The organism is Vibrio sp. Vb1026 (assembly GCF_033338745.1).
Classification (GTDB): Bacteria; Pseudomonadota; Gammaproteobacteria; order Enterobacterales; family Vibrionaceae; genus Vibrio; species Vibrio alginolyticus.
In genome coordinates, this window is record NZ_JAWOTH010000003.1 from 129,335 (window position 1) to 156,162 (window position 26,828).

25 protein-coding genes, 1 tRNA gene and 1 riboswitch are annotated in these 26,828 nt (G+C 44.2%); of the genes, 9 read left to right on the forward strand and 17 right to left on the reverse strand.

What is annotated here, in order from left to right:
- Positions 1 to 123: 123 nt before the first annotated feature.
- The 3 genes from R7E47_RS07135 to sodB all read right to left on the reverse strand — a co-directional run bounded on the left by R7E47_RS07135 (position 124) and on the right by sodB (position 2,244).
- Positions 124 to 867 carry an SDR family oxidoreductase gene (locus tag R7E47_RS07135; protein ID WP_005380732.1) on the reverse strand — a complete coding sequence of 248 codons (744 nt, stop codon included), beginning with the start codon at positions 865 to 867 and terminating at the stop codon, positions 124 to 126.
- Between the two features lie 134 nt (positions 868 to 1,001).
- Positions 1,002 to 1,505, reverse strand: coding sequence for a VC2046/SO_2500 family protein (locus R7E47_RS07140; RefSeq protein ID WP_033907342.1), 504 nt, complete (start codon positions 1,503 to 1,505; stop codon positions 1,002 to 1,004).
- Positions 1,506 to 1,659: 154 nt separating this feature from the next.
- Positions 1,660 to 2,244 carry a superoxide dismutase [Fe] gene (gene sodB / locus R7E47_RS07145; RefSeq protein WP_005396533.1) on the reverse strand — a complete coding sequence of 195 codons (585 nt, stop codon included), beginning with the start codon at positions 2,242 to 2,244 and terminating at the stop codon, positions 1,660 to 1,662.
- A gap of 285 nt (positions 2,245 to 2,529) precedes the next feature.
- Here sodB and R7E47_RS07150 point away from each other — a divergent pair, with 285 nt between their 5' ends.
- The 4 genes from R7E47_RS07150 (at position 2,530) to R7E47_RS07165 (ending at position 5,393) form a co-directional block, all read left to right on the forward strand.
- A complete protein-coding gene (locus R7E47_RS07150; protein ID WP_017635833.1) occupies positions 2,530 to 2,865 on the forward strand; it encodes a Grx4 family monothiol glutaredoxin in 336 nt (111 codons plus the stop codon).
- A 417-nt stretch (positions 2,866 to 3,282) separates the two neighbouring features.
- Entirely contained in the window at positions 3,283 to 3,858 is a 576-nt protein-coding gene (locus tag R7E47_RS07155) for a hypothetical protein (RefSeq protein WP_053349607.1), read from the forward strand.
- Positions 3,859 to 4,051: 193 nt separating this feature from the next.
- Positions 4,052 to 4,627: a hypothetical protein gene (locus R7E47_RS07160; protein ID WP_053349608.1), complete on the forward strand. Its 576-nt coding sequence runs from the start codon at positions 4,052 to 4,054 to the stop codon at positions 4,625 to 4,627.
- Positions 4,628 to 4,763: 136 nt separating this feature from the next.
- The gene (locus R7E47_RS07165; RefSeq protein ID WP_258669301.1) at positions 4,764 to 5,393 is read left to right on the forward strand and encodes a DsbA family protein; all 630 of its coding nucleotides are present in this window, start codon (positions 4,764 to 4,766) and stop codon (positions 5,391 to 5,393) included.
- A 78-nt stretch (positions 5,394 to 5,471) separates the two neighbouring features.
- Here R7E47_RS07165 and R7E47_RS07170 read toward each other — a convergent pair whose 3' ends face one another.
- Together R7E47_RS07170 and rnt are read right to left on the reverse strand one after the other, a co-directional pair.
- The gene (locus R7E47_RS07170; RefSeq protein ID WP_017821192.1) at positions 5,472 to 6,797 is read right to left on the reverse strand and encodes a Na+/H+ antiporter family protein; all 1,326 of its coding nucleotides are present in this window, start codon (positions 6,795 to 6,797) and stop codon (positions 5,472 to 5,474) included.
- A 28-nt stretch (positions 6,798 to 6,825) separates the two neighbouring features.
- A complete protein-coding gene (gene rnt, locus R7E47_RS07175; RefSeq protein ID WP_005384888.1) occupies positions 6,826 to 7,470 on the reverse strand; it encodes a ribonuclease T in 645 nt (214 codons plus the stop codon).
- 341 nt (positions 7,471 to 7,811) lie between these two features.
- Between rnt and motY the strand changes: the two genes are divergently transcribed.
- Positions 7,812 to 8,693, forward strand: a complete 882-nt coding sequence (gene motY, locus R7E47_RS07180) for a flagellar protein MotY (RefSeq protein WP_005384887.1) — start codon at positions 7,812 to 7,814, stop codon at positions 8,691 to 8,693.
- 120 nt (positions 8,694 to 8,813) lie between these two features.
- Here motY and R7E47_RS07185 read toward each other — a convergent pair whose 3' ends face one another.
- From R7E47_RS07185 to R7E47_RS07235, 11 genes are all read right to left on the reverse strand, one after another.
- Positions 8,814 to 9,248, reverse strand: coding sequence for a DUF2753 domain-containing protein (locus R7E47_RS07185; RefSeq protein WP_318084003.1), 435 nt, complete (start codon positions 9,246 to 9,248; stop codon positions 8,814 to 8,816).
- Positions 9,249 to 9,398: 150 nt separating this feature from the next.
- A complete protein-coding gene (gene gloA / locus R7E47_RS07190) occupies positions 9,399 to 9,815 on the reverse strand; it encodes a lactoylglutathione lyase (RefSeq protein WP_017635317.1) in 417 nt (138 codons plus the stop codon).
- 32 nt (positions 9,816 to 9,847) lie between these two features.
- Complete coding sequence (gene nth / locus R7E47_RS07195) at positions 9,848 to 10,489, reverse strand: endonuclease III (protein ID WP_005380743.1); 642 nt, start codon at positions 10,487 to 10,489, stop codon at positions 9,848 to 9,850.
- 64 nt (positions 10,490 to 10,553) lie between these two features.
- A complete protein-coding gene (locus R7E47_RS07200; protein WP_005380745.1) occupies positions 10,554 to 11,246 on the reverse strand; it encodes an electron transport complex subunit E in 693 nt (230 codons plus the stop codon).
- Complete coding sequence (gene rsxG / locus R7E47_RS07205; protein WP_047103464.1) at positions 11,246 to 11,878, reverse strand: electron transport complex subunit RsxG; 633 nt, start codon at positions 11,876 to 11,878, stop codon at positions 11,246 to 11,248. Before rsxG ends, R7E47_RS07200 begins: the two co-directional genes overlap by 1 nt.
- A 7-nt stretch (positions 11,879 to 11,885) precedes the next feature.
- Complete coding sequence (rsxD, locus tag R7E47_RS07210; RefSeq protein ID WP_033907336.1) at positions 11,886 to 12,932, reverse strand: electron transport complex subunit RsxD; 1,047 nt, start codon at positions 12,930 to 12,932, stop codon at positions 11,886 to 11,888.
- Positions 12,932 to 15,568 (reverse strand): electron transport complex subunit RsxC, encoded by a 2,637-nt coding sequence (gene rsxC, locus R7E47_RS07215; RefSeq protein WP_222716556.1) that lies wholly within the window; start codon positions 15,566 to 15,568, stop codon positions 12,932 to 12,934. Before rsxC ends, rsxD begins: the two co-directional genes overlap by 1 nt.
- A gap of 8 nt (positions 15,569 to 15,576) precedes the next feature.
- Positions 15,577 to 16,173, reverse strand: a complete 597-nt coding sequence (gene rsxB / locus R7E47_RS07220; protein WP_005380760.1) for an electron transport complex subunit RsxB — start codon at positions 16,171 to 16,173, stop codon at positions 15,577 to 15,579.
- Positions 16,174 to 16,176: 3 nt separating this feature from the next.
- Positions 16,177 to 16,755 (reverse strand): electron transport complex subunit RsxA, encoded by a 579-nt coding sequence (gene rsxA, locus R7E47_RS07225; protein WP_005380762.1) that lies wholly within the window; start codon positions 16,753 to 16,755, stop codon positions 16,177 to 16,179.
- A 305-nt stretch (positions 16,756 to 17,060) separates the two neighbouring features.
- On the reverse strand, positions 17,061 to 19,358 hold the full coding sequence (pflB, locus tag R7E47_RS07230) for a formate C-acetyltransferase (RefSeq protein ID WP_205461162.1): 2,298 nt from the start codon (positions 19,356 to 19,358) through the stop codon (positions 17,061 to 17,063).
- A gap of 350 nt (positions 19,359 to 19,708) precedes the next feature.
- Positions 19,709 to 19,784, reverse strand: a tRNA-Asn gene (locus tag R7E47_RS07235).
- A gap of 559 nt (positions 19,785 to 20,343) precedes the next feature.
- Between R7E47_RS07235 and uvrB the strand changes: the two genes are divergently transcribed.
- From uvrB to luxU, 3 genes are all read left to right on the forward strand, one after another.
- Positions 20,344 to 22,374, forward strand: coding sequence for an excinuclease ABC subunit UvrB (gene uvrB / locus R7E47_RS07240; protein WP_213908062.1), 2,031 nt, complete (start codon positions 20,344 to 20,346; stop codon positions 22,372 to 22,374).
- Positions 22,375 to 22,664: 290 nt separating this feature from the next.
- Positions 22,665 to 24,071, forward strand: coding sequence for a quorum-sensing sigma-54 dependent transcriptional regulator LuxO (luxO, locus tag R7E47_RS07245; RefSeq protein ID WP_005380768.1), 1,407 nt, complete (start codon positions 22,665 to 22,667; stop codon positions 24,069 to 24,071).
- Positions 24,068 to 24,412 carry a quorum-sensing phosphorelay protein LuxU gene (gene luxU / locus R7E47_RS07250; RefSeq protein ID WP_017636054.1) on the forward strand — a complete coding sequence of 115 codons (345 nt, stop codon included), beginning with the start codon at positions 24,068 to 24,070 and terminating at the stop codon, positions 24,410 to 24,412. Before luxO ends, luxU begins: the two co-directional genes overlap by 4 nt.
- A gap of 137 nt (positions 24,413 to 24,549) precedes the next feature.
- Here luxU and R7E47_RS07255 read toward each other — a convergent pair whose 3' ends face one another.
- Positions 24,550 to 25,446 carry a YvcK family protein gene (locus tag R7E47_RS07255; protein WP_005388931.1) on the reverse strand — a complete coding sequence of 299 codons (897 nt, stop codon included), beginning with the start codon at positions 25,444 to 25,446 and terminating at the stop codon, positions 24,550 to 24,552.
- 175 nt (positions 25,447 to 25,621) lie between these two features.
- Positions 25,622 to 25,756, forward strand: a riboswitch (molybdenum cofactor riboswitch).
- On the opposite strand from R7E47_RS07255, the gene moaA reads away from it, so the two are divergent.
- Positions 25,745 to 26,734: a GTP 3',8-cyclase MoaA gene (gene moaA / locus R7E47_RS07260; RefSeq protein ID WP_017636052.1), complete on the forward strand. Its 990-nt coding sequence runs from the start codon at positions 25,745 to 25,747 to the stop codon at positions 26,732 to 26,734. (Overlaps the previous riboswitch by 12 nt.)
- The last annotated feature ends 94 nt before the right edge of the window (positions 26,735 to 26,828 follow it).

The window sequence follows — 26,828 nt, forward strand, 5'->3', positions numbered from 1 at the left end:
GTTTTCGCTAGCACGGAACCTTAATCGGGAAAAGGTTAAAGCCCCAGTCAAATGACTGGGGCTTTTTTTTATTTTGGTGCAGGAGTTACATCTGGCTTGGGAAAACAGAGTTGCTGTGTATGCTTACACTTCGGTCGCAACTACTCGGCCACTGAAGTATTCATTCGCGACGATGTATGCTGTGTTGCGGACTAGTTCGTCTTGGATCTCAGCCCAGTGCCTCTCGTTGAGCTCTTCTTTTGTATGATTTACCGAGGGAATAACGCCGCCCACTCGAATGTTGAATGGTGTGAGTTCTTTTGCCCAGCTGTGAGTAAAACCTGACACCAACGCCGCCATGCTTTCAACTCCCGTAAAGTCTTCATGGTTGTCATGAGAAATGACGTTAACAATGACGCCTTTCTTGTTTCTGGCTCGAAAGCGCTCTGCTCCTACTTGGCCGTAGGTATAAAGGAAGCGTGCCGCAGACGACAAGTGATCAATGTAAGTACTCATTGGTTCTGGCGCCATTAAGCCAGGCATAGGGGAGCTGGTCCAGCAATTAACAATCACATCTGGTGTCGCACGTAGCTGTGATTCTATCTGGTCAAACAATAAGTTAATGGACGTTGTGTTATCACTACACACATTCATAGCATACACTTTGTCAGTGAAAGCGCTGATTTGCTCATAGCTCGCTCTCAAAGCGCTAGAATTTTGGTCACAAAGAATCAACGTTGCTCCAAGGTGAGCAAAGTGATTTGCACAGGTTCTTCCTATAACCGAACCTGCAGACGTGACGAGAATAATTGATTCTTTGATATCCATAGCACCTTCACTGTATCCATATGTGAAAAACAATACACCAGTGGTTTGTGCTAATAGCATGGTTGAAATTCGTTGGGTTCAGTGTGAAAGGCTTCAAACTAACGCTTTCGAGTGAGGACTATTGTGCGGTAATTTGTAAGATGTCACATTTCTGACGTGTAGGTATTGCAAGCTATTGGATAAAAAGCGGATCTCTATGCTTTAGCTTGAATTTGATGCTGACGTTGAGCCGTCACTAGCTGATTATATAGCCCAGCATCTGGGATCAGTTGTTTGTTGCGTTCGCCCAATCTGCGTCGCTCATGACCAGATAGGTTGTGATAAACCTCCTCTGGTAGGTTGAATGTGTCTTCAGGCAGGTAAGTCAGCGCATCTGGTTTTAGGTAATGGCTCAGCTTTGCGGAAGGCAATCCTGCATCGTGAAACTGTTTCGCTTGTTCAGCTGCGAGTTCATAGCTGCTGCTATCAGAACGAAGAGCTTGAGGTTGCGATAAACCCAATTGTTGGCGAAGAATACTGTCACTGGTGATGACTTCCTGGACCTCTTCAACTGGGACCACATCGCGAACATCATTAGAGAACATAGACAGAATCAGCGAGAAATCCGCACGACGACCTTCGTGTACGGCATGGTTAATACCATTACCGAACTGAAGTTCGTTGATAATTGCAGCTTTGTCTAACGTATGAATTTGCATGATGTTCCTCGCTCGATGCTCTTTTAACGGCGTGAATAAGAAGAACTTTAGTAAAAGAGGGAATTATTTAAAGGTGCTAGGGAATGCGAAACAAAAAAGCCCGCTAAATAGCGAGCTTTTGAATAAGACTAAATTGAACTTAGGGGGAAGTATATTACTTCGCTAGGTTCTCAGCTACGAAGTCCCAGTTTACTAGAGCCCAGAAGCCGTTCATGTAATCAGGACGTACGTTGCGGTAATCGATGTAGTACGCGTGTTCCCATAGGTCAACAGTTAGAAGTGGTGTTGTACCTTCTTCTGTTAGAGGAGTAGCAGCGTTAGAAGTGTTAACGATCTCTAGAGAGCCATCAGCTTTCTTAACAAGCCAAGTCCATGAAGAACCGAAGTTGTTGATTGCTGAATCAGTAAACTTCGCTTTGAATTCTTCAAAAGAACCGAATGCTGCGTTGATTGCGTCTGCAACTGCGCCAGTTGGCTCGCCGCCCGCATTTGGAGCAAGACAGTGCCAGTAGAACGTGTGGTTCCAGATTTGCGCTGCGTTGTTGAATACGCCACCAGTAGAAGTCTTGATGATCTCTTCTAGAGTTTTGCCTTCGAACTCAGTACCAGGGATAAGACCGTTAAGCTTAACAACGTAAGTGTTGTGGTGCTTACCGTGGTGGTAGTCTAGAGTCTCTGCTGAGATGTGTGGTTCTAGTGCGTCTTTCGCGTAAGGAAGAGCTGGTAGTTCAAATGCCATTACTCGATTCTCCATTGATTTGAAAGGATGACCTTTCGATTGCTTCCAGTGTTTTTTTATAGCTATGTCGCCTTTAAGGCTGACTTGCTAAGCATTTTAGCAAGTTTTTACTTTATTAAAACCCCGATATGAAAATATTTTAAGAGGTTAGCAGTGGTGAAGTGCTGCATTGCTCGCCAATGAGCAATCTAAAATTAAGCCTTATTAATTATATGGTTTTTATTCTGTCGTTATTGAGTAGAATGTGGCAAATAAATAAAGTTCAAACCCATGAATGAGGAAGCGATGGAAACTATCGACAAAATCAAACAGCAGATCTCTGAAAACTCAATCCTGCTGTACATGAAAGGATCACCGAAACTACCTAGCTGTGGTTTCTCTTCTCAAGCGTCACAGGCACTAATGGCATGTGGTGAGAAGTTCGCTTACGTAGACATTCTGCAAAACCCAGATATCCGTGCTGAGTTACCAAAGTACGCGCAATGGCCAACTTTCCCTCAACTATGGGTTGAAGGCGAGCTTATCGGCGGTTGTGACATTATTCTAGAAATGTTCCAAAAAGGTGAACTGCAGCCTCTAATCAAAGAAGCAGCAGCGCGCGCTGAAGATCAAGCTGAGTAATTCGTAAATACTCACATTTAGCGATAGAATACGAAGGAGCCGTACTGGCTCCTTTTTCTTTTTAGGTTAGTGGAATGAACATAAAGCTTTGTTCTGACTGCCTATCTCGTAAACCTCGCGAAGCCATGTAAAGTCCGCCTAGTGTATACAAAAACTTCAATATGCATTTTAATGCATTTTGGCGCGTAATTACGATGTATGCCGCCATCTATTTCGTAAAGTCGTTTTCAAACATCATTGCTTACAGGTCTTGACAAGGGAGTTGTTACAAATGGTATTTGGTTAAGGAATTACACTAAAGGCAATTTAAGTCCCCCAGAATTTTGAGGCCAACTTATTTCGGTACAAAATGCACTCGAAGAGTAAGCCCCATCATAAATCGGCATTGGACGCTAAAAATCAAGTTTTGGAAGGATTATGACAGTTTACAAGATAATAGATAATTTAAGAGAATTTCAAACGATCTGCTCTGGTCCCGATGAAATCGCTAGCCAGTTAGGTGACTTCGACTATTTTGAGAGGATCTTGTTACAGGCAATTAAAAATCAATCTCTGCAAGATATTTGGAAGCCTGTGGAGGTAAAGTTTCAAGATGTATTTAAGTACAATTCTCTATTGCCTGATATTAGTTTGTGGGCGCGAACATATCTTGTTTTATCTCCGAGGGCATATGAAATATTGAATGCTTATCTAACTGAACACGGAGAGTTTTTACCTGCTAACTACCAAGGTGGGCAATGGTATTTATATGCATCACTGACTTTTGGACAAGAAAACAAGAGAAAGTGCGTAGAAAAAATCGCATATGGGAGCCGAGATGGGTTAGATACCCTTGTTTTTATTGACGATGATGTTAAAGACAAAATGGTTTTCAAGTCTCGGCTAGAAGGAGCGGGCACCTTGTACTGTACAGATAAGTTTAAGGCTTTGTGTGAACAAAATCAGCTCAATGGCATCATGTTTTCTTCTAATTTGACAGATCCATTTAATTAGTGATTTTTATTAATATGAAAATACTATTTCTCTGATACTGGGGTTTGGAAGCACTGTAATGGTCGACGAGAAAATTAGCTTTCTCCTCTAAAACGCAGCTTTTTTAGGCCTGTTTCCTTCATGAAGAATGATTTGAAAAGTAACTTACCCATAGGTGGCTCCTGGTAGTAAAACATGAGGAGTTGATAGATTAATGACGGTTTATAAAATTTTCGACTGTCACAATGAATATAAAATCGTGAGCACTACGCCTAGTTCTATAGCTAGGCAGTTAGGTGATATTGATTTAATAGAAAAAATCGTTGTGCAGCCATTAGAAAACTTTTCTTTCAAAAGTATATGGGGTGAAGTAGATATTGAGTTTGAAGATGTTCTCAAGAAAGACTCATTACTTCCTGATATCAGTTTATGGTTACGGGTTTTCTTAGTGCTTTCCCCTAAAGCTTATGCATCTTTAAAAGAGCCATTGAGCAAAGTAGGCGAGTTCTTATCGATTCGTTATAAAGGAGAGGAATGGTACCTGTATACACCGTTGGAGTTTGGGCAAGAAGATGAAGATAAGTGCGTCCAAAAAATTGAATATGGCAGCTTAGCAGGTGTAGAGGTGTTAGTATTTAATGAAAGCGACGTTGCAGAAAAGGTTGTTTTCAAGTCAAAGATGCTAGGAGCGAGCTTTCTGTATTGTACTGAACATTTTAAGAGTTTGTGCGAACAAAATGAGCTAGGTGGGCTAGAGTTCTCAGCTGACAGACTTGTTTATCTAACCTAAGATCTACAATGAAACTTAACACGCCTCGTATAGACTGGCTTTAGAGCGAATTATTAAGATAAAGCAGTTTTTCAACTTATGAGACTGTATAATTACTCCGAGATTTTGAAATGATTTTAAAGGTTTAATTATTAAAGTGGATATAAAGCTTTACTACGTGCATGACCCAATGTGCAGTTGGTGTTGGGGTTACAAACCAACGCTGGATAAACTAAAACAGCAACTGCCAGGTGTGATTCAGTTTGAGTATGTGGTTGGTGGTCTTGCGCCAGATACTAATTTACCGATGCCGCCCGAGATGCAACAAAAACTCGAAGGTATTTGGAAGCAGATTGAGCGCCAGTTAGGCACTAAGTTTAACTACGATTTCTGGAAGCTTTGTACGCCAGTTAGAAGCACTTACCAATCTTGTCGTGCGGTTATTGCAGCGGGCTTTCAAGACTCTTATGAGCAGATGCTAGAAGCGATTCAGCATGCGTATTACTTACGTGCGATGCCTCCTCATGAAGAAGCCACTCACTTGCAACTAGCGAGAGAAATTGGCTTGAATGTTCAGCAATTCAAGAATGACATGGATGGCTCTTTCTTAGAGGGTGTGTTCGAAGATCAATTGAGCCTTGCAAAGAGCCTAGATGTGAACTCTTACCCTAGCTTGGTTCTTAAAATTAACGACGCTTATTTTCCGATTGCCATCGATTACCTGTCGACAGAACCAACCTTGAAGCTGATTCGTGAGCGTATTATTGACAATATGCCAGCGCAATAACCACAGTTATGAATAACAAAAAGCCGCTCATTGAGCGGCTTTTTCGTAACTAAATGTATATCCATCCAAACGATAGTATTAAAGCACCATTGCTGCAATCCAACCAAAGATGATTAGAGGGATATTGTAATGGATAAAGGTTGGAACGACTGTTTCCCAAATGTGCTCATGTTGACCGTCGGCATTTAGACCAGATGTAGGGCCTAATGTAGAGTCAGAAGCTGGAGAGCCTGCATCACCTAACGCAGCCGCAGTACCTACCAGTGCAATCGTTGCCATCGGCGAGAAGCCGAATGCTAGCGCAAGAGGCACATAGATAGTTGCAAGGATTGGAATCGTAGAGAACGATGAACCAATGCCCATTGTTACCAACAGACCAACGATCAGCATCAGTAGTGCAGCTAAAGGCTTATTGTCACCGATGCTGGTTGATAGCGATTGTACTAGTGTTTCAACACCGCCAGTTTGCTTCATTACTGCTGCAAAACCTGCCGCTGCAATCATGATGAAGCCAATCATTGCCATCATGTGTACACCTTTAGTGAACACGTCGTGCGTCTCTTTCCATGCAATAACGCCGCCGAAAGTAAACACCATAAAGCCAGCTAGAGCACCGATAATCATTGAACCCGTGTAAAGCTGAACACCCAATGCAGCGACAATACCAAGTGCCGCAACTAAGATGTGCTTTTTATTGATGACATGATCGGTTTCGTCAACGACAGTCAACTCAGTTTCTTTGTAGACACGCGGTTTACGATAGCTAACAAAGATAGCCAGTAATAGACCAAACAGCATGCCTGCACCTGGCAGTAACATGGCGGTTGGGACTTGGCTTGCAACCACGTTTTCCAAACCGTTGTCATGTAGGTTCTTTAATAGAATGTTGTTTAAGAAAATACCGCCGAAACCAACAGGTAAGATCATGTAAGGTGTGATCAAACCGAAGGTAAGAACACACGCGACCAAACGTCGGTCGAGCTTAAGTTTCGCGAATACGCCCAAAAGAGGTGGAATCAAAATTGGAATAAAGGCGATATGGACCGGAATTACGTTCTGAGATGACATCGTGACAAGCACTAACGCCACCAACACGGCGTACTTTAAGCCAGTAGTGGAAGCGGAGTTTTCTTTACCATTTAAGCGCTTGATAACACTTTTGGCCAGTAGATCCGTGATGCCTGATTTCGAGATGGCAACAGCGAAAGTACCTAACATGGCGTAGCTTAGCGCGATAGTTGCACCGCCACCTAGACCACTTTCAAATGCGGCAACCGTATCCCCAAGGCTCATGCCTGCGACTAGGCCGCCTACGATGGCACTAAACGTGAGGGCAACCACCACGTTTACGCGCATCAATGCTAACACGAGCATGACGCACACTGATATAACGACAGGATTCATACTTTTCCTAATATGTTGTGTTTACTTATTATTCTTCGTCGACAAGCGGCCAACCGCCGAGGGCCTTCCATTTGTTGACAATACCGCAGAATAATTCTGCTGTTTTTTGTGTATCGTAAAGCGCAGAGTGTGCTTCACGGTTATCAAATTCCATCCCGGCTGTTTTGCATGCTTTAGCGAGAACTGTTTGGCCATAAGCAAGGCCACTTAATGTAGCCGTATCAAAAGTAGCAAAGGGATGAAAAGGGACTCTTTTTAGTTTACAGCGTTCATTTGCTGCATTTACAAAACCCAAGTCGAATGCTGCGTTATGAGCAACCATAATTGCACGTGAGCAATCTGCGGCTTTTTGTTCTTTGCGAATAAGCTTATAAATTTCCTTTAGCGCCTCTTGCTCAGAAACAGCACCACGAAGAGGGCTGAAAGGGTCACGAATACCATTGAATTCAAGCGCTTCTTTTTCTAAGTTAGCGCCTTCAAATGGCTCCACATGAAAATGAATGGTGGAGGCCGGATGCAACACGCCATGTTCGTCCATTTTCAACGTAACGGCACAGATTTCTAAAAGTGCATCAGTTTGAGCATTGAAACCAGCGGTCTCAACGTCTACTACCACAGGGAAATAACCACGAAAGCGTTTTTTCAAGGTTAGAGCTTCATTTTCTAGTGTCATGTTGGCTTATTTTTGTGTGACGAAGGCTGCATTATTGCAGATTATACCGATGAGAAAAACCGCAATTTAAGAGAAAACCGGAATTCTATTTTGCATCCAATCAATAAGTTTGTATTGCATATTATGTAGACGTTTATTCGCCATACTTTGCATCATGTAAACCGATAAAACATGAGGAAGTAAAACGCTAAGTGGCGGTTAAGGTGATTGGAACACGGTGGCTCACATTAATGGCAGTGTGACAGATAACCCTATATTGGCGAGATTTTTGCATGCCGGTTGAAGTGGTTTTATTGATGCAAATTGACGGCAACAGACTGCCGTTTAAGAGACAGTATTAGATGAAGAAATGGCTGATTACCAGTGGTGTTGTATTTTCGTTGTTTAGCACAAGCAGCTTCGCTTTGATGGGCAAACGTTATGCTGCAACTCCACAGCAATCTCAATGGGAAATGGTGGTCAATACACCATTAGAATGTCAGCTTGTACACCCCATTCCAAGCTTTGGAGATGCGGTATTTTCATCTCGTGCAAATAAAAAAATCAATTTAGACTTTGAGTTAAAAATGCGTCGCCCGATGGGAGAAACACGTAACGTCAGTCTCATTTCTATGCCGCCACCTTGGCGACCAGGTGAACACGCCGATCGAATTACAAACTTAAAGTTTTTTAAACAGTTTGATGGTTATGTCGGAGGGCAAACAGCATGGGGCATTTTGTCTGAGCTGGAAAAAGGCCGTTATCCGACTTTTAGTTACCAAGATTGGCAGAGCCGAGATCAGAGAATTGAAGTCGCATTGTCATCAGTACTGTTTCAAAACAAGTACAACGCGTTTAGCGACTGTATTTCCAACTTATTGAAATACAGTTTCGAGGACATTGCTTTTACGATTTTGCACTACGAAAGACAAGGTGATCAGTTAACCAAGGCTTCTAAAAAGCGTTTATCACAAATTGCAGATTATATCCGACATAATCAAGATATCGATCTCGTGCTGGTGGCGACGTACACAGATTCAACCGATGGTAAAAGTGCGAGTCAAAGTTTATCAGAGCGACGTGCAGAGTCACTTCGTGACTATTTTCAGTCTCTAGGGCTACCGGAAGATCGAATTCAAGTGCAAGGGTACGGCAAGCGTCGTCCTATTGCAGATAACGGTTCGCCAATAGGAAAAGACAAAAACCGCCGAGTCGTGATATCTCTAGGGCGAACCCAAGTGTGATGCATATAAAAACGCCGAAGCTGAAAGCTTCGGCATTTTTGATTTACTGACGTTGTTAATAATATTTTAGTGGTATTTTGCCAAGCACGTTTCGGTGATTCCTGCTGTATAATTTGAATGTTAGTTTAAGCGGAATTTGGCAATGACTTCGCAATTGGTGGCGGTATCGATTTTTTCAACCTGTTTGGCAATAGCCGGATTAGGGTGACGCTTCATAAAGTCTATCAACGCCTTAGTACAGCATCCTATCGAGTCGATAAAGCTTGCACACTCTTTATTTGGGCATTGTGGGATAAGTGTTAAGACCTTCTCAGAGGCCAGTTGAAGGTATTTGAGTTCATAGTCAGTATCTCCAGCCCAACGCCAGAACTGAGCTAAGTTATGACAAGAAATCACAGAAATTAATAATCGCTCGTCCGCCTCAATTTCCACACATTCGCTGATATCTTCACTCAGGCTTAGGGCTTGCTGGTAATGAAGAATGCTGCGAACAGGGTAATCTAGTTGAAGTGCCGTATCGGCTAGAAGTGTGTGTTTTTCCCATTCACTGATCATTATCGTAATCCCGCATATCGAAGTTGCGGATAAATCTAAACGATAACTATTATCAAGTAAAGGGTTTTGTTTATAAAAGGACAGGCAGATCGCAGACCTGCCTGTAATCGGAGTTCAACTTGCAGTACAAGTGATTATTAGAAGTGCCGCTTAGCCTTCAAGACCTGATGAAGCTTGCTTGTTTTGAATAAGCTCAATCATATAACCATCTGGGTCTTTTACGAATGCAATGTGCGTGCTTCCGCCTTTTACTGGACCTGGCTCACGCGTCACATTACCGCCCGCCGCTTTGATAGCGTCGCAAGTTGTGTAGATATCATCAACACCAATGGCGATATGACCAAAAGCAGTACCTAGGTCATACTCAGTTTTACCCCAGTTGTAAGTCAGTTCGATCACTGCACCTTGGGATTCGTCACCATAACCAAGAAACGCTAGCGTGTATTCGTACTCTTTATTTTCGTTAGTACGAAGCAGCTGCATGCCCATAACTTCAGTGTAAAACTTGATGGATTTGTCTAGATCACCTACGCGAAGCATAGTGTGGAGAATTCGACCGTTTGACATTTTTTGCTCCTAGCTTTGATTTACAAATAGCATTAGCTATCTGGGTATACTTTCTCTTTATATTCGCACAAATCTTCGATAATACAGCTACCGCAGCGAGGCTTTCTTGCTACGCACGTATAACGACCATGAAGAATGAGCCAGTGGTGCACATCGAGTTTGAACTCTTTTGGCACAACTTTTAATAGCTTCTGCTCGACATCATCAACCGTTTTTCCCATCGCAAATTTAGTGCGATTCGACACGCGATAAATGTGCGTATCGACGGCAATAGTTGGCCAACCAAAAGCGGTGTTGAGCACGACGTTTGCGGTCTTGCGACCTACGCCTGGTAGCGCTTCTAACGCGGCACGATCTTCAGGAACTTCACCATTGTGTTTTTCCAACAAGATCTTACAAGTCTTGATTGTGTTTTCTGCCTTTGAGTTAAACAAACCGATGGTCTTTATGTATTCTTTTAAGCCATCGACTCCCAAATCAAGAATGCTTTGAGGTGTATTCGCTACAGGGAAAAGCTTGTCGGTGGCTTTATTGACGCTTACATCGGTTGCTTGAGCTGATAGTAATACAGCGATTAGCAGCTCAAAAGGGGAGCTCCAGTTAAGCTCAGTTTGAGGATTCGGATTGTTTTCTCGTAATCGCTCAAGAATTTCGATTCTTTTTATTTTGTTCATTGCTGACTTCCAATACCGTCTCTGCGGTTTATGAAAAAGGCTCCTATGACAGAGCCTTATCTTGTTATGCGTTAGTGACGCGAGCACGTTCTATGGTTGGTTTTTCTTCTTTTGGTTGACGTGCCTGAATTGAATTATCTATGACATTTTTGAGCGCTATCAACAGCCCAACACCGATAAATGCACCAGGTGGGAGAAGCGCTAACAGGAAGCTATTGTCAAATTGGAAAACTTGAATCCGTAGAGCTGAAGCCCAGTCTCCTAGGAGAAGGTCTGCTCCGTCGAATAGTGTGCCATTACCAATCAATTCGCGCATGGCACCTAAAACAACCAAGACGCTCGTCATACCAAGGCCCATCCACAAACCATCTAGCGCAGCGGGTGCAACATCATTTTTTGACGCGTAAGCTTCTGCTCGGCCAATAATAATGCAGTTCGTTACAATCAGAGGAATAAAGATACCTAGAGACAGGTACAAACCGTACGCATAGGCATTCATTAACAACTGAACGCAGGTAACGAGTGAGGCAATGATCATAACGAATACAGGTATACGGATCTCTTTTGGCACATAGTTACGAATAAGAGAAACTGTTACGTTGGATCCAACTAGCACGAGTAAGGTTGCAATACCAAGACCTAATGCATTGGTTATCGTGGAAGAAACCGCTAGCAGTGGACATAAGCCCAGCAGTTGTACGAGAGCGGGGTTGTTACTCCACATACCGTTTTTCATCAGTAATTTATTCTCATTCATTACTGCTCTCCTTCACAGCCTAACGGCTGGTTAAGAATGTCTTCACGAGATTGGTTTACGTAGTTAACGGTATTTCGCACCACTTTTACGACGGCTCTTGGCGTGATCGTTGCACCAGTAAATTGATCGAAATCGCCGCCATCTTTACGAACTTTCCACGAATTCCAATTGTTTTCCGTGACTTGTTTTCCTGTAAAGCTCAGGATCCAGTCGGTGACACGAAGATCGATTTTATCGCCCAGACCAGGGGTTTCTTGGTGGTTTAGGACGCGTGTCCCCAAAATATTGCCCTGATTATCAATCCCAGTAATCACTTTTATCTCACCATTGTAGCCATCTGGCGCGATAGATTCTATTGCGATTGCTGTTGGTTCACCATTCTTCGTGGCGAGGTAGGCTGGCATCGCACGTAATGTCCCCAGATCTGGAGACGTGACCATTGTACAAGCTTGCGTGAGTGCGTTGTCATGCATGTTTTCTGGAATGACTTGATTCAAAACAGAAAGTAATTGTTTTTGCTCTTGTACCTTGATTTGGTCTTTTGTTAGGTACTGAGTAAGGGCGACTAATCCGGTTGTTGCACATGCAAATATCGCGAGTGTCAGACCATTTTTTCTAATAGCGGTTAACATGTTTACCTCAGTGACCGTAAGTTCTAGGTTTGGTGTAGTAATCGATCAGTGGCACACACATATTTGCAAGCAACACTGCAAATGCAACACCATCTGGGAAACCGCCCCAACTGCGAATGATAAAAACCAAAGCACCAATAAGCGCACCGAAGATTAAACGTCCTTTGACGGTGGTAGACGCCGAAACGGGATCGGTTGCAATAAAGAATGCGCCAAGCATGGTTGCACCAGATAACAAGTGTAAAATTGGCGACGCAGTTTCCCCTGGCGTCAGCAACGTGAACACTAGGCTAAACAGAGTCAGACTCGCAAGGAAACCTGCTGGAATATACCATTGGATGATACGCTTTTTGATCATGACTATGCCGCCAAGAAGGTAAGCAAGGTTTACCCATTGCCAACCAATACCACCTAAGCCATCAAATATCGGCTGCGACATTACTTCGCTTGGAGTGGCACCTGTAAGAATGCCAGTCTTAAATGCATCAAGTGGTGTCGCCATTGTCACACCGTCAACACCTGAGCGAACTTGCTGAAGTGATAAGCCGTCGTAATCATAGCCCGTAAAAATTAAAGAGAGTGTATCTGCAAAATTTACATGATCAGGTATGAGTGATGTCGGTGCACTCCAACTCGTCATTTGTACTGGGAAAGAGATCAACAAGACCACATAAGCGACCATTGCAGGGTTGAATAAGTTTTGTCCAAGGCCACCATAGAGGTGTTTAGCGATTACTATCGCAAAAATAAGCCCGATCACCATAATCCACCACGGAGACCATGGTGGTATAGCAACGGCTAACAACCAAGCGGTAACTATTGCACTGTTATCACGTAGCGCTCTCATTGGTGAGCGTTTACGACAGATCATGACTAAGGCTTCAAGGGATACAGCGACTGCAATGGCAAAAATCAGCTGAATCAGCGTACCCCAGCCAAAGAAGTAGGTTTGAGCTACTAAACCTGGAAGTGCGCAAAGTGCCACCCATTTCATTAAGTCTGGCGTATTACGACGACTGTGGGTATGCGGTGAACTGGCAATAAAAAACGACACTACTCGTTCTCCTCAGTATTATTTTTATTAGCTTCTTGTTGCGCTTTGCGTGCCTTCGCGCGCGCAATTGCTGCGGCAACCGCGGCTTTCTTCGGATCCACTTCTGGTTCTTCGGAGGTTGCTTCTTCAACAGGCTCTGTTTGCGTTTCTTGCTTCGCTTTGCGCGCTTTGGCTCGAGCGATGGCAGCTGCCACGGCGGCTTTTTTCGGATCTTCGGTTTGCTCGGCAGGTGCTTCAGCTTCTTCCGCTTCAGCTGAGTCTGCTTGCTTCGCTTTGCGCGCTTTGGCACGTGCAATGGCAGCGGCAACTGCGGCTTTTTTCGGATCGTCGGTTTGCTCGGCAGGTGCGTCAGCTTCTTCCGCTTCAGTTGAGTCTGCTTGCTTCGCTTTTCGCGCTTTGGCACGTGCAATCGCAGCAGCCACGGCGGCTTTTTTCGGATCGTCGGTTTGCTCAGTAGGTGCTTCAGCTTCTTCCGCTTCAGTTGAGTCTGCTTGCTTCGCTTTACGTGCTTTGGCACGTGCAATCGCAGCAGCCACGGCGGCTTTTTTCGGATCGTCGGTTTGCTCGGCAGGTGCGTCAGCTTCTTCCGCTTCGGTTGAGTCTGCTTGCTTAGCTTTGCGCGCTTTGGCTCGAGCAATTGCAGCGGCAACTGCGGCTTTTTTCGGATCGTCGGTTTGCTCAGCAGGTGCGTCAGCTTCTTCCGCTTCAGTTGAGTCTGCTTGCTTCGCTTTACGTGCTTTGGCACGTGCAATGGCAGCAGCAACCGCGGCTTTCTTCGGATCGCTGTCTTGCTGTGCAGACGTTTCCGATTCTACAGATTCAGTTGAATCTTCTTGTTGTGCTTTTTTCGCTTTAGCTCGGGCGATGGCGGCCGCAACTGCCGACTTTTTATCATCAGCGTTATTGTCTGGCGTTTCGCCTTGTTCTTTTTGCGCTTTCCGTTCGCGAGCAAGACGTTTGCGCTCTTCGCGCAGTTTTGCCATTTCTGAGTTATCAGGTTCACTAGAGCCTGCTTTAGCTGCTGCCGCTTGTTTCGCCTTCGCTTTGGCAATGGCTGCCGCTACGGCTGGTTTTACTGCTGGCTCTGTTTTTTCTGTGGTTTCTGTCTTTTGAGCTTTCACTCGTGCGATTGCTGCTGCTATCGCATCATCGCCGCCAGAAGACTTCATCTCTTTACGGCGCTGATCGGCAGCTTTCTTGAAGCGATTTTCACGTTCTGCTTTTTCGCGTTCCATACGCGCTTTTTTCTCTTCAAAACGCAGTTTTGCTCGCTCTGCAGCTTCCGCTTCTTGTGTTCTAGTTCTAATTTCTGCTTTCGCTTGGCGGTAGTACTGTACGAGCGGAATTTCACTTGGACATACAAACGCACAAGCGCCGCACTCGATACAATCCTTTAAGTTTAATTCTTCGAGTTTGTCATACTCTTCAGCTTTTGCATGCCATTGCAGTTGTTGAGGCAGCAGCGAAGCAGGGCACGCTTCTGCACATTGGCTACAGCGAATACATTCCATCTCATACTGGTGCGGAGAGATCTCACGACGAGTCGGAGCAAGGATACAGTTTGCTGTCTTGGTAATCGGCACTTGGGAGTGAGGAAGGGTAAAGCCCATCATTGGCCCACCCATAATTAAACGCTGTAACTTCTTATCTGCTTTATAGCCAAACTCATCCAACAGTGCTTGTACTGGTGTCCCTAATAATGCCCAAACGTTGCGTGGTTGTTTGAAGGTTTTACCAGTGAGAGTCACGATGCGTTTTATCATCGGCTCACCGTCGATGACTGCGCGTTTTATAGCGTAAAGAGAACCAACATTCTGAACCAAAATACCAATATCGGCTGGAATCGCGCCACTTGGCACTTCTTTATTGGTTAAAATTTTGATCAGCTGTTTTTCACCGCCAGAAGGGTATTTAGTTGGGATAACGCGAATAACGATATCTTTGTTTATAGCCGCAGCTTCTAGCGCTTTGATTGCTTCTGGTTTGTTGTCTTCAATGCCAATAATCGTGAGCTTTGGTGTCAGGATATGTTCGACAATTTCGATACCTTGAATAAGCTCTTCGGCATGTTCTTGCATGAGCTTGTCATCAGACGTGATGTATGGCTCGCACTCTGCTGCATTAACGATAAGAATCTCGGTACGAGCAAAACCTGATTGGATTTTTTTTGCAGTAGGGAAGCCTGCGCCACCCATACCAGAAATACCAGCGAGACGAATAACATCAATCAGTGCGTCAGGGGTTTCTTGTTGGTAATCTGCGACGGGGTTTCTTTCACACCATGCATCGTTACCATCAGGCGTGATGACAGCGCACAATTCACTTAACCCAGAAGGGTGCGCGACAGTTCGTGGCTCAATCGCGGTGAGCGTACCTGATGTTGGAGCATGCACTGGAACCGTAAAGCCGGTCTCCGATTGCGTTAATGGCTGACCTTTTAATACGTAGTCACCTTCGGCAACCAGTAGGTTACCCGCTTTACCAATGTGCTGTTTTAGCGGCAATACAATTTCTGACGGGATAGCCGCATGAGCGAGTTCAGTTTTGTTGGACTGCTTTTTATTTTCTGCCGGATGCACACCACCTGGGAAATCCCAAAGCGCGCCTGTACGAATTTGTTCAATCAAAGACAACATGTGAAACCTTACTTAATTGAATCTTTCACGTTCGCTGCATTGTCGGCAGCATCCGTAATGTTAAGTACCGGAATGGAGTGAAGTTGCCACTTCCAGCTTTCTGTGGTCGTTGCCACAGGAATCATTTCAATACAATCAGTCGGACATGGGGCAACACACAAGTCACAGCCCGTACATTCGTCTTTGATTACGGTATGGACCGCCTTTGTTCCGCCTACAATTGCATCCACCGGACACGCCTGAATACACTTAGTGCAGCCAATACACATGTCTTCATGAATAAACGCAACGGTTGGAATTTTGCTGTCGAGATCGTGCGCAGATTCTTCTGGCTCAACACCCATTAAGTCGGCGAGCTTTTCGATTGTTGCCTGACCACCAGGTGGACATTTGTTTATGTGGTCGCCATTTGCAATTGCTTCAGCATAAGGGCGGCAACCAGGGTAGCCACATTGACCGCATTGAGTTTGCGGTAAAATGGCGTCGATTTGATCCACAATAGGGTCCGCTTCAACTTTAAAGCGAATAGAAGCAAAACCAAGTATCGCGCCGAAAATCGCAGCCAGAACCGCTAACGCGATAATCGCAATTAAAATCGTACTCATCGCTTACTTCACCAAACCTGTAAAGCCCATAAAGGCGAGTGACATTAAACCTGCTGTAATCATTGCTATTGATGCACCTTTAAAAGGTACAGGAACGTCGGCGGCGGCTATGCGCTCTCGCATGGATGCAAAAAGTATCAACACCAATGAGAAACCAACAGCGGCGCCGAAGCCGTAGATGATCGATTCAATAAAGTTATGGTTTTCATTAATGTTAAGAAGTGCCACGCCCAATACTGCGCAGTTTGTTGTGATCAGCGGTAAGAAAATGCCAAGCAAGCGATAAAGCGTCGGGCTGGTTTTGTGCACAACCATTTCGGTGAACTGCACCACAACGGCTATCACCAAAATAAAACTCATGGTTCGAAGGTACTCAATACCTAGTGGACGAAGGATGTAGCTTTCCACTAAATACGCACACACTGACGCGAGCGTTAGCACAAAAGTTGTCGCTAAGCCCATACCTATTGCTGTTTCCAGTTTTTTGGACACACCCATGAAAGGACATAGGCCCAAAAACTTCACCAGTACAAAGTTGTTCACCAGCACAGTGCCGACCAACAACAAAACATATTCGGTCATAGTTATTACGTTCTTAAAATCCGATCTTGATATTATCGTGTTTTGTGACACCAATAACAACCAGTGAACGATGTGGTTTTACATACACGATGGAAAAATAGTCGTCTAATTGATGTATTTTGATGAATCAATAAGAAATTGAATCGTTTGCTGAATGTATTGTTAGCGAGAGGATACTACCTATTAATTTTCATCTAATGTGTGATTTTAAAAAAAGCCCGCCTCTCCCAGGTAGAAAAGAGAAGCGGGCAATGCATATTTACAAGCTAATTATTTAAATCTTCTGAGTGCTTGATGGACTATGTTTATATCTTACTTGTGAAAGTACGAGTGATGACGTCTTGCTGTTGCTCTGTCGTTAGAGAGTTAAAACGTACCGCATAACCAGACACTCGAATCGTCAACTGAGGGTATTTCTCTGGATGTTCAACCGCATCCAATAACATCTCTCGGTCTAGAACGTTGACGTTAAGGTGTTGACCACCTTCAATCGCAATGCCCTCGTTGCTTGCTTCGTGATGGAAGTAACCATCCATTAGCGCGGCTAGGTTTTTCTTCTGACTTAATTCATCTTTACCCAATGCGTTCGGCACAATTGAGAAAGTGTAAGAAATACCATCTTTAGCGTAAGCGAACGGTAATTTAGACACCGATGCCAGAGACGCAACCGCCCCTTTTTCATCACGACCGTGCATTGGGTTTGCACCCGGCCCAAAAGGCATACCTGCGCGACGGCCATCAGGTGTATTACCCGTTTTTTTACCGTAAACCACGTTAGATGTGATTGTTAAAATCGATTGAGTTGGCACTGCTTCGCGGTAGGTGTGCATCTTCTGAATTTTCTTCATGAAGCGCTCAACTAGATCACAAGCGATGTCATCAACACGGGCATCGTTGTTGCCAAATTTTGGATAATCACCTTCGATTTCAAAATCAACGGCGATGCCATCTTCATCACGAACAGGTTTCACGGTCGCGTATTTAATTGCCGCCAAAGAGTCAGCGACAACAGACAGACCTGCAATACCACACGCCATGGTGCGGTGCACGTCGCGATCCATCAATGCCATCAGTGATGCTTCGTAGCTGTAACGGTCATGTGAGTAATGGATGATGTTCAACGCTGTGACGTATTGCGTTGCTAGCCACTCCAACATATTGTCGAAACGAGGCATCAAAGCGTCAAAGTCGAGAATTTCATCTTGAACTTTGTCCACTACCGGACCCACTTGCGCTTTCGATTTTTCATCGATACCACCATTGATGGTGTAAAGCAGTGCTTTTGCAAGGTTGGCACGTGCACCAAAGAATTGCATGTGCTGACCAACAATTTGCGGGCTCACACAACAGGCAATCGCGTAGTCGTCATTGTCGAAATCAGGACGCATTAGATCGTCGTTTTCGTATTGAACCGAAGAGGTATCAATCGACACTTTTGCAGCATATTGTTTGAACGCTTCAGGCAATTGCTCTGACCAAAGAATCGTCATATTTGGTTCAGGAGCAGGGCCCATAGTATGCAGCGTATGTAAGTATCGGAATGTCGTTTTAGATACTAGTGTACGGCCATCAACACCCATACCTGCCATGGCTTCGGTTGCCCAGATTGGGTCGCCAGAAAACAATGAATCGTATTCTGGTGTGCGTAGGAAGCGAACCATGCGTAGCTTCATGATGAAGTGGTCAATCATTTCTTGCGCTTGTGATTCATCAATCAAACCGTTTGCGATATCGCGCTCTAGATAGACGTCTAGGAAAGTCGAAGTACGGCCCAGTGACATTGCTGCGCCGTTTTGCGATTTAACCGCCGCTAGGTAGCCAAAGTAGGTAAATTGGATCGCTTCTTGTGCTGTTTTTGCAGGTAGCGACATATCAATGCCGTATTTCAGACCCATTTGACGAATGTCTTCAAGTGCTTGAACTTGATCGGCTATTTCTTCGCGAAGACGAAGTGTTTTCTCAAGATCGTTGCCTTGTTCTAAGAACGTTTGTGTTGAATTGTATTGTTCTTTTTTGTCTGCTTTTAAGAAGTCGATACCGTATAGGGCGAGACGGCGATAGTCACCAATGATACGACCACGGCCATAAGCATCAGGAAGGCCCGTGATGATGCCGGATTTACGACAGGCTAGAATTTCTTTGGTGTAAAGGTCGAAACACGATTTGTTGTGAGTTTTACGGTATTCAGTGAAGATCTTTTCAACCGTTGGATCCAGTTCGCGGCCATAAACTTCGCACGAGTTTTTTACCATGCGAATCCCGCCATTGGCGATGATTGCACGTTTTAGCGGTTGATCAGTTTGTAAGCCAACGATCTTTTCCAGATCTTTGTTGATGTAGCCTGCATCGTGGGAAGTGATTGTTGAGGGCAAGTCTGTGTCAAAATCAATAGGGGCGTGTGTGCGGCTTTCTTGTTTTATGCCTTCAAGCACTTGGTTCCATAATGCTGAAGTGGATTTGCTAACCTCGGCTAAGAAAGACTCGTCTCCCTCATAGGGTGTATAGTTTTTTTGGATGAAGTCACGAGTGTTGACAGAGTTTTGCCATTCACCAGCAGTAAATCCAGCCCATGCATCTAGCATGTCAGTTGTCGGAATAGTCATAAGTAAATCCCTAAGTTATTGATAATTAGAATGGAGGCGACGAGTAGGACGGAACCATTCTTAACCCTTTTAATCGTATGGATTTATTTATTATGAGTAAAATGAATGCTTTTCATTTTTTTAATGATTAAATTGCATTAATAATAGATTCAAATATTTACGATTGTGTTTTGCTAGAAAAGAGACAGAATTAAATGTGTGGTGCTGTGAGAACACTATCTATGACAATGTTATGAGTTCTGTAATTTGAACTTATTTCGGTGTGATTTTATGGCGCCTAGATTGGCTTAGATTTCATGGTGATTAAGATACAAAAAAGCCGTGTCTTGCGACACGGCTTTTCTATAATCTGGCTCCTCCTGCTGGGCTCGAACCAGCGACCTGCGGATTAACAGTCCGTCGCTCTACCAACTGAGCTAAGGAGGAATTGCTTTGCTTGAAAGCGGGAAGAATCTTACCGAGCACTCAAACTACTGTCAACAGTAAAAAAATACATTTTTAGCAAAAAATATTGATTTAAGGGCTTTACTTTTCTGTATGGCTTGCCAGTAAAGGCTCGAGGTTAGTTATCCACTAAATTTGTGGATAAGTATGTTGATGAGATCTGGGTAAAGAAAATTGATATGCAACTAGGTTTTTATTTAATGAATTTTTAGTCGGAGTTATGCGTAAAATAAGCAAATAAAACAGAGATTTATCGATGTTAATCAAAAGGTATTCAAAGTGGATAAAAATCAATCTTTTGGGGATAAGAAAGTTTTAAGCTAATTTTTGGGGAAAAGTTGTGGAAACTATAATGTGAAGAATGTGTGTAGCTCTTCAACTAGGGCGAAGTACTATATCAGAGTCACTTTTGTATGGCTATAGCATTCTAGACAAACAAGAAAATTTATTAACAATGATGGTTAAATTCTCGATAGACGTAGATTTCATTAGCTAAGGTGTATATATATACAGCCAAAGCGCAGTAAAATTGAGGAAGGGTATGAGTAAAGTCTATGAATTGGTCTCCGATTATCAGCCGTCGGGCGATCAACCAGGAGCGATCAATCAGTTGCTTGAGGGGCTCGATGCTGGGCTAGCACATCAAACCTTGTTGGGGGTCACAGGCTCAGGTAAAACCTTCACACTAGCGAATGTGATTGCTCAAGCCCAACGACCTGCAATATTACTTGCGCCAAACAAAACGCTTGCTGCTCAGTTATATGGTGAGATGAAGTCATTCTTTCCTAATAATGCGGTTGAGTATTTTGTTTCTTACTACGATTACTACCAACCTGAAGCATACGTTCCCACAACAGATACTTTCATTGAAAAGGACGCTTCGGTTAACGCCCACATTGAGCAAATGCGACTGTCTGCCACTAAAGCTTTATTGGAACGGAAAGACGCTATTATCGTTGCTTCGGTTTCAGCTATCTATGGTTTGGGTGATCCGGAATCCTACTTACAAATGATGCTTCATTTGCGACGTGGAGATGTGATTGATCAGCGTGATATGCTTCGTCGCCTAGCGGAGCTCCAATACTCGCGCAATGACGTTGCATTTGAGCGTGGCCAATTCCGTGTTCGAGGTGAAGTGATTGACATCTTCCCAGCCGAATCAGACCAAGACGCTGTGCGCGTTGAGATGTTTGACGATGAGGTGGATTGCATCAGTGTGTTCGACCCATTGACAGGCGTGGTCAAACAACGAGACTTGCCGCGCTATACCATCTATCCCAAGACGCACTATGTCACGCCAAGAGATCGCATTCTTGAAGCGATTGAAAATATTAAAGTCGAACTAGAAGTGCGCAAAAAGCAGCTTCTAGATAACAACAAGCTACTGGAAGAGCAGCGAATTAGCCAGCGCACTCAATTCGATATCGAAATGATGAATGAGTTGGGCTTTTGCTCCGGTATCGAAAACTATTCTCGTTATCTCAGTGGACGCTCGGAAGGTGAGCCGCCACCAACCCTGTTTGACTACTTACCTCATGATGGCTTGTTGATCATCGATGAATCTCACGTGACAGTACCGCAGATAGGTGCCATGTATAAAGGTGACCGTTCGCGTAAAGAAACGCTGGTGGAGTTTGGTTTCCGGTTACCTTCAGCTTTGGATAATCGTCCACTGAAGTTTGAGGAGTTTGAAGCACTAGCGCCACAAACGATTTTCGTCTCTGCTACACCCGGAAATTACGAACTAGAAAAATCGGCGGGTGATGTGGCGGATCAAGTCGTTCGTCCAACAGGCTTGCTTGACCCTGAGTTGGAAGTTCGCCCAGTAGCGACCCAAGTCGACGACCTATTGTCTGAGATCCGTATTCGCGCTGCTAAAGATGAACGAGTTCTGGTTACAACACTGACCAAACGAATGGCTGAAGATCTCACCGAATACCTTCACGAACATGATGTTAAGGTACGTTATTTACACTCAGACATTGATACTGTTGAGCGTGTGGAAATTATCCGTGACCTTCGTCTTGGGGAATTTGACGTGCTGGTGGGAATAAACTTATTGAGAGAGGGCCTGGATATGCCAGAGGTCTCGTTAGTTGCAATTTTGGATGCGGATAAAGAGGGCTTCTTGCGGTCTGAACGCTCACTCATTCAGACCATTGGTCGTGCTGCACGAAACATCGAAGGTAAGGCGATTTTATACGCTGACCGAATCACCAACTCAATGAAAAAGGCGATGGATGAAACTAACCGTCGTCGCGAGAAGCAGGAAGCGTACAACAAAGAAATGGGTATTTCGCCACAAGCGCTCAAACGAAATATCAAAGACATCATGGAACTTGGCGATATCACTAAGTCTAAACGCCAGCGTAACACTAAACAGGTACCATTATCGAAAGTGGCGGAGCCTTCGCAAACTTACGAGGCACTGTCCCCTCAGCAGCTAGAAAAAGAAATCAGTCGACTGGAGGCGGCGATGTATCAGCATGCGCAAGATTTAGAATTTGAGTTAGCGGCACAAAAGCGTGACGAGATTGAAAAACTACGAGCGCAGTTCATCGCAAATAGTTGAACAAACTTACCGATTTAGCTATCCAAGCATTTTAGGCCGCTTGTAAAAAAAGAAGCCAATAGGCAGTCGGGTCTATTGGCTTGTTTTGTGAACATATCGTTCACTAACAACGTCAGTTGGCTAGGTGACCCGAGGGGTCACTATCGTTACAGCATGGTTTGTGCCACTTTTTAAATAATTGATATTATTTTTGAATTTTTTCCTTTGCCCATAATTTAGCTAATGTTATTTGCAAAATGCAAAGCGTAATGCGATTATTGTTTAAAACACAACAAAATAATAGCTAGGTTATGCAACAAAAACCCGAAGGCCCAAAGTCTCGTTACCTTTTAATGGTCGAGGACACCGCATCTGTTGCGGCTCTGTACCGCTCATACCTGACACCGCTTGGCATAGATATCAATATTGTCGGCACAGGTAGGGATGCCATTGAGAGCCTAAATCATCGAATTCCAGATCTTATTTTACTCGATCTCCGTCTGCCAGATATGACGGGGATGGACGTTTTACATGCCGTTAAAAAGAGTCATCCCGACGTACCTATAATTTTTATGACCGCTCACGGTTCTATCGATACCGCTGTCGAGGCCATGCGTCATGGCTCACAAGACTTTCTAATTAAACCGTGTGAAGCAGACCGTTTACGTGTCACGGTTAACAATGCCATTCGTAAAGCGACCAAGCTAAAAAATGAAGCCGATAATCCAGGCAATCAGAGCTATCAGGGGTTTATCGGCAGTAGCCAAACCATGCAGCAGGTTTACCGTACGATAGATTCAGCGGCGAGCAGTAAAGCGAGTATTTTTATCACAGGTGAAAGTGGAACTGGTAAAGAGGTATGTGCCGAGGCTATTCACGCAGCAAGTAAACGTGGTGACAAACCTTTTATTGCAATTAACTGTGCTGCAATTCCAAAAGATTTGATTGAGAGTGAACTGTTTGGTCACGTAAAAGGGGCCTTTACTGGCGCTGCGAATGATCGTCAAGGGGCAGCTGAGTTAGCGGATGGCGGCACACTTTTTCTAGATGAGCTTTGTGAGATGGACTTGGATTTACAAACCAAGTTGCTACGATTTATTCAAACGGGCACATTCCAAAAAGTGGGTTCCTCAAAAATGAAGAGCGTGGATGTGCGCTTTGTTTGTGCCACTAACCGTGATCCCTGGAAAGAGGTACAAGAAGGTCGATTCCGTGAAGATTTGTACTATCGTTTGTATGTCATTCCTTTGCATTTACCGCCTTTACGCGAACGAGGCGAAGATGTTATTGAAATTGCATACTCACTGCTAGGTTACATGTCACACGAAGAAGGAAAAAGCTTCATACGTTTTGCGCCTGATGTCATCGAGCGATTCAACAGCTATGAGTGGCCGGGTAACGTTCGTCAGTTACAAAACGTGCTACGCAATATCGTTGTTCTAAACAACGGTAAAGAGATTACGTTGGACATGTTACCGCCACCGTTGAATCAACCGCTTGACCGTCCGTCGTCTGTGGCTAAATTAATTGAGCCGAAAGCGATGACCGCATCTGAGATTATGCCATTATGGATGACGGAAAAAATGGCAATCGAGCAAGCGATTGAAGCATGTGATGGCAATATTCCTCGAGCGGCGGGATATCTTGATGTCAGTCCGTCGACGATTTACCGCAAGTTACAGGCATGGAACGGCAAGGAAGAGCGGCAAAAAGTATGAGTGTAAATGTATTAAATCAGCAAAAAATAGATGAACTGTCGATGGAAATTGGCAGTGACAACGTACCTGTACTGTTCGATATCTTCCTAGGAGAAATGGATACCTATATCGAGAACTTATCCCAACTGCAGGGGGCAGAGCGATTAGCTTACTCAAAAGAAATCAGCCACGCGTTGAAAAGTAGTGCTGCGAGCTTTGGGGCAGATCGCCTTTGTGAACTGGCTATGTCCATAGACAAAAAAGCGAAAGCCGGTGAGTTGACTGCGGAGTCTGAGGAGTTAGAGGCTATGTTCGATCTTTTGCACGAAACTCGAGATGCTTATCGCTCTTGGCGACAGTAGCTATTTTTTCTATTAACCATTTTTTCTTAGTAAACATCTGTTTTTACTGGATGCCTGAACTAAAACCCTTCGATGACAGAAGGGTTTTCATTATCAATAAACACCTTAAAAGAGGGCGCTAGCCAGGTAACGTGCTCTTAAATAGAAAGTTGTAGCTGATTTTCAATCGCTAGTTTGAGCTTGTTTCTATCGTGACGCCAGTCTCGGTTAGAGGAGGCGAGTGACTCCGTCACTACATTCCATTGACTTAAGACGTCTTGCTCGGTTTTCTCTGCTAGAACCACGTCTATTTTTCTTCCTTGACAGGCACGTTCACACCATTCTAATTTTTGAGCCATCGTCATTCGTCCCGCTGGGCCGTATTCTGGACTCAGGTTAGCAACAAAAATGACTTTTGCTTTTGTGTTTGCTGCAATCGCTTTGCCGAGTTCAGGCAGCAATAAAGGAGGCATGATACTAGTTAAAAAACTGCCAGGGCCAAGAATAATCGCGTCAGCTTCCGCCAAAGCCGTGATGGCTTCTTTGGTAGCAGGCACTTCTGGTGAAAGATCCAAACGTCGCAAGTCTGCTTTCATTTCGTCGACATTTGTTTCTCCCGTAACCCACTTCCCATCTACGGATAACGCGGAAAGATCCGAAGGGTGTTCGGACATAGGAAGGATGTTAACGTCGACTTTTAACATATTGCGAATCAGATTAATGGCATCTAAAGGTCTGACCGATAAGTTATCGAGTGCAGTAAGCATCAAATTACCAAGATTATGACCATCAAGTTCGCCAGTGCCTTTGAAGCGATATTCAAACATCATAGAACTGATCGAAGGCTCTGTAATGAGCTGATTAATACAGTTACGTGTGTCTCCCCAAGCGATTCCTCCTTGGCAGTGACGAATTCTTCCTGTTGAACCACCATTGTCAGTCGTGGCAACAATCCCAGTTGCATTGCTGCCAAAATCTCGTAATGCGGCCAGCATTCGACCTAAGCCATGACCACCGCCAACAGCGACCACTTTTTTATCTGTGTAGATATTCATTATGTTCTTCTAATAATCTAATAAAAAACGGCTACAATTTATCTTAAGGAGTGTCTTAAAGGTACTCACTTAGCGGTAAATTGTGTCTCTAGAGAGTTTTTTATCACTCAAGTCTGGATTCCATTACAAATATTAAGTATTTTACACCGCAAAGCTATCAGAGATTTCATATCTCTGGTTGCCATAACTCCGAGCTCACTATTGCTAAGTCCTTGGATAAGCGTTTTGAGCCAGTGGCATACTGTCACAAGGGCATGATTGGAAATGGCCATGCCTCCCGTGTTTGGAAAGGTGTTCCGTGGCGCAACAATTCGAAGACAAATTTCATCGTAAGTTTTATTACTTGCGTCTGTCTGTGACCGACGTATGTAATTTCAAATGTACCTATTGCCTTCCTGATGGCTATAAGCCTTCGGGCAATAAAAACTCGTCTTTTTTATCTCTCCCTGAAATCAAACGGGTCGTAAAAGCATTCGCTGATTGTGGCACGTCAAAAGTGCGCATCACTGGTGGTGAGCCTAGCTTACGCAAAGATTTTACCGACATTATCCATTCAGTAGCGGCGACGCCTGGCATTCAAAAAGTTGCAACGACAACCAATGGCTATCGCATGGCAAAACAAGTCGCAGATTGGCGTGAAGCGGGTTTAACCCACATTAATGTCAGTGTGGATAGCCTTGACCCGCGTATGTTTCATCAAATCACAGGTGAAAATAAGTTTACTGAAGTCATGAATGGTATCGAACGTGCGTTCGAGGTCGGTTATGAGCAAGTAAAAGTTAATGTGGTGTTGATGAAAGATCTGAACCATCACGAGCTGCCAGCGTTTCTTAACTGGATAAAAGATCGTCCAATCCAACTGCGTTTCATTGAGTTGATGCAAACGGGTGAGATGGATGAGCTATTTAATAAGCACCATGTATCCGGAGTGGCAATTCGTAACCAGCTAATTGCAAATGGTTGGTTGCTGAAAGTGCGCTCGCATAATGATGGTCCTGCGCAAGTATTTGTTCATCCTGATTACAAGGGTGAAATAGGTCTTATCATGCCTTATGAAAAAGACTTTTGTGAAAGCTGCAACCGACTGCGCGTTTCTGCGATGGGTAAGCTGCACCTATGTCTGTTTGGAGACCACGGTGTAGAATTGCGTGATCTTTTGGAACGTGATGAGCAAGAGAGTGAGCTTATTGAACGTATCCAGGCGCAGTTACAAACCAAGTCGGTAAGCCATTTCTTGCATGATGGCAATACTGGTATGACGCCACACCTCGCGTCTATCGGCGGCTAACTTCATTCAATTTTTAGAGCGAGTTCACTGATAAGCTGGCTCTAACTTTTTCCGAATCGATACCAAGCGTATCAAAGCTAATTAAGAGAATAGG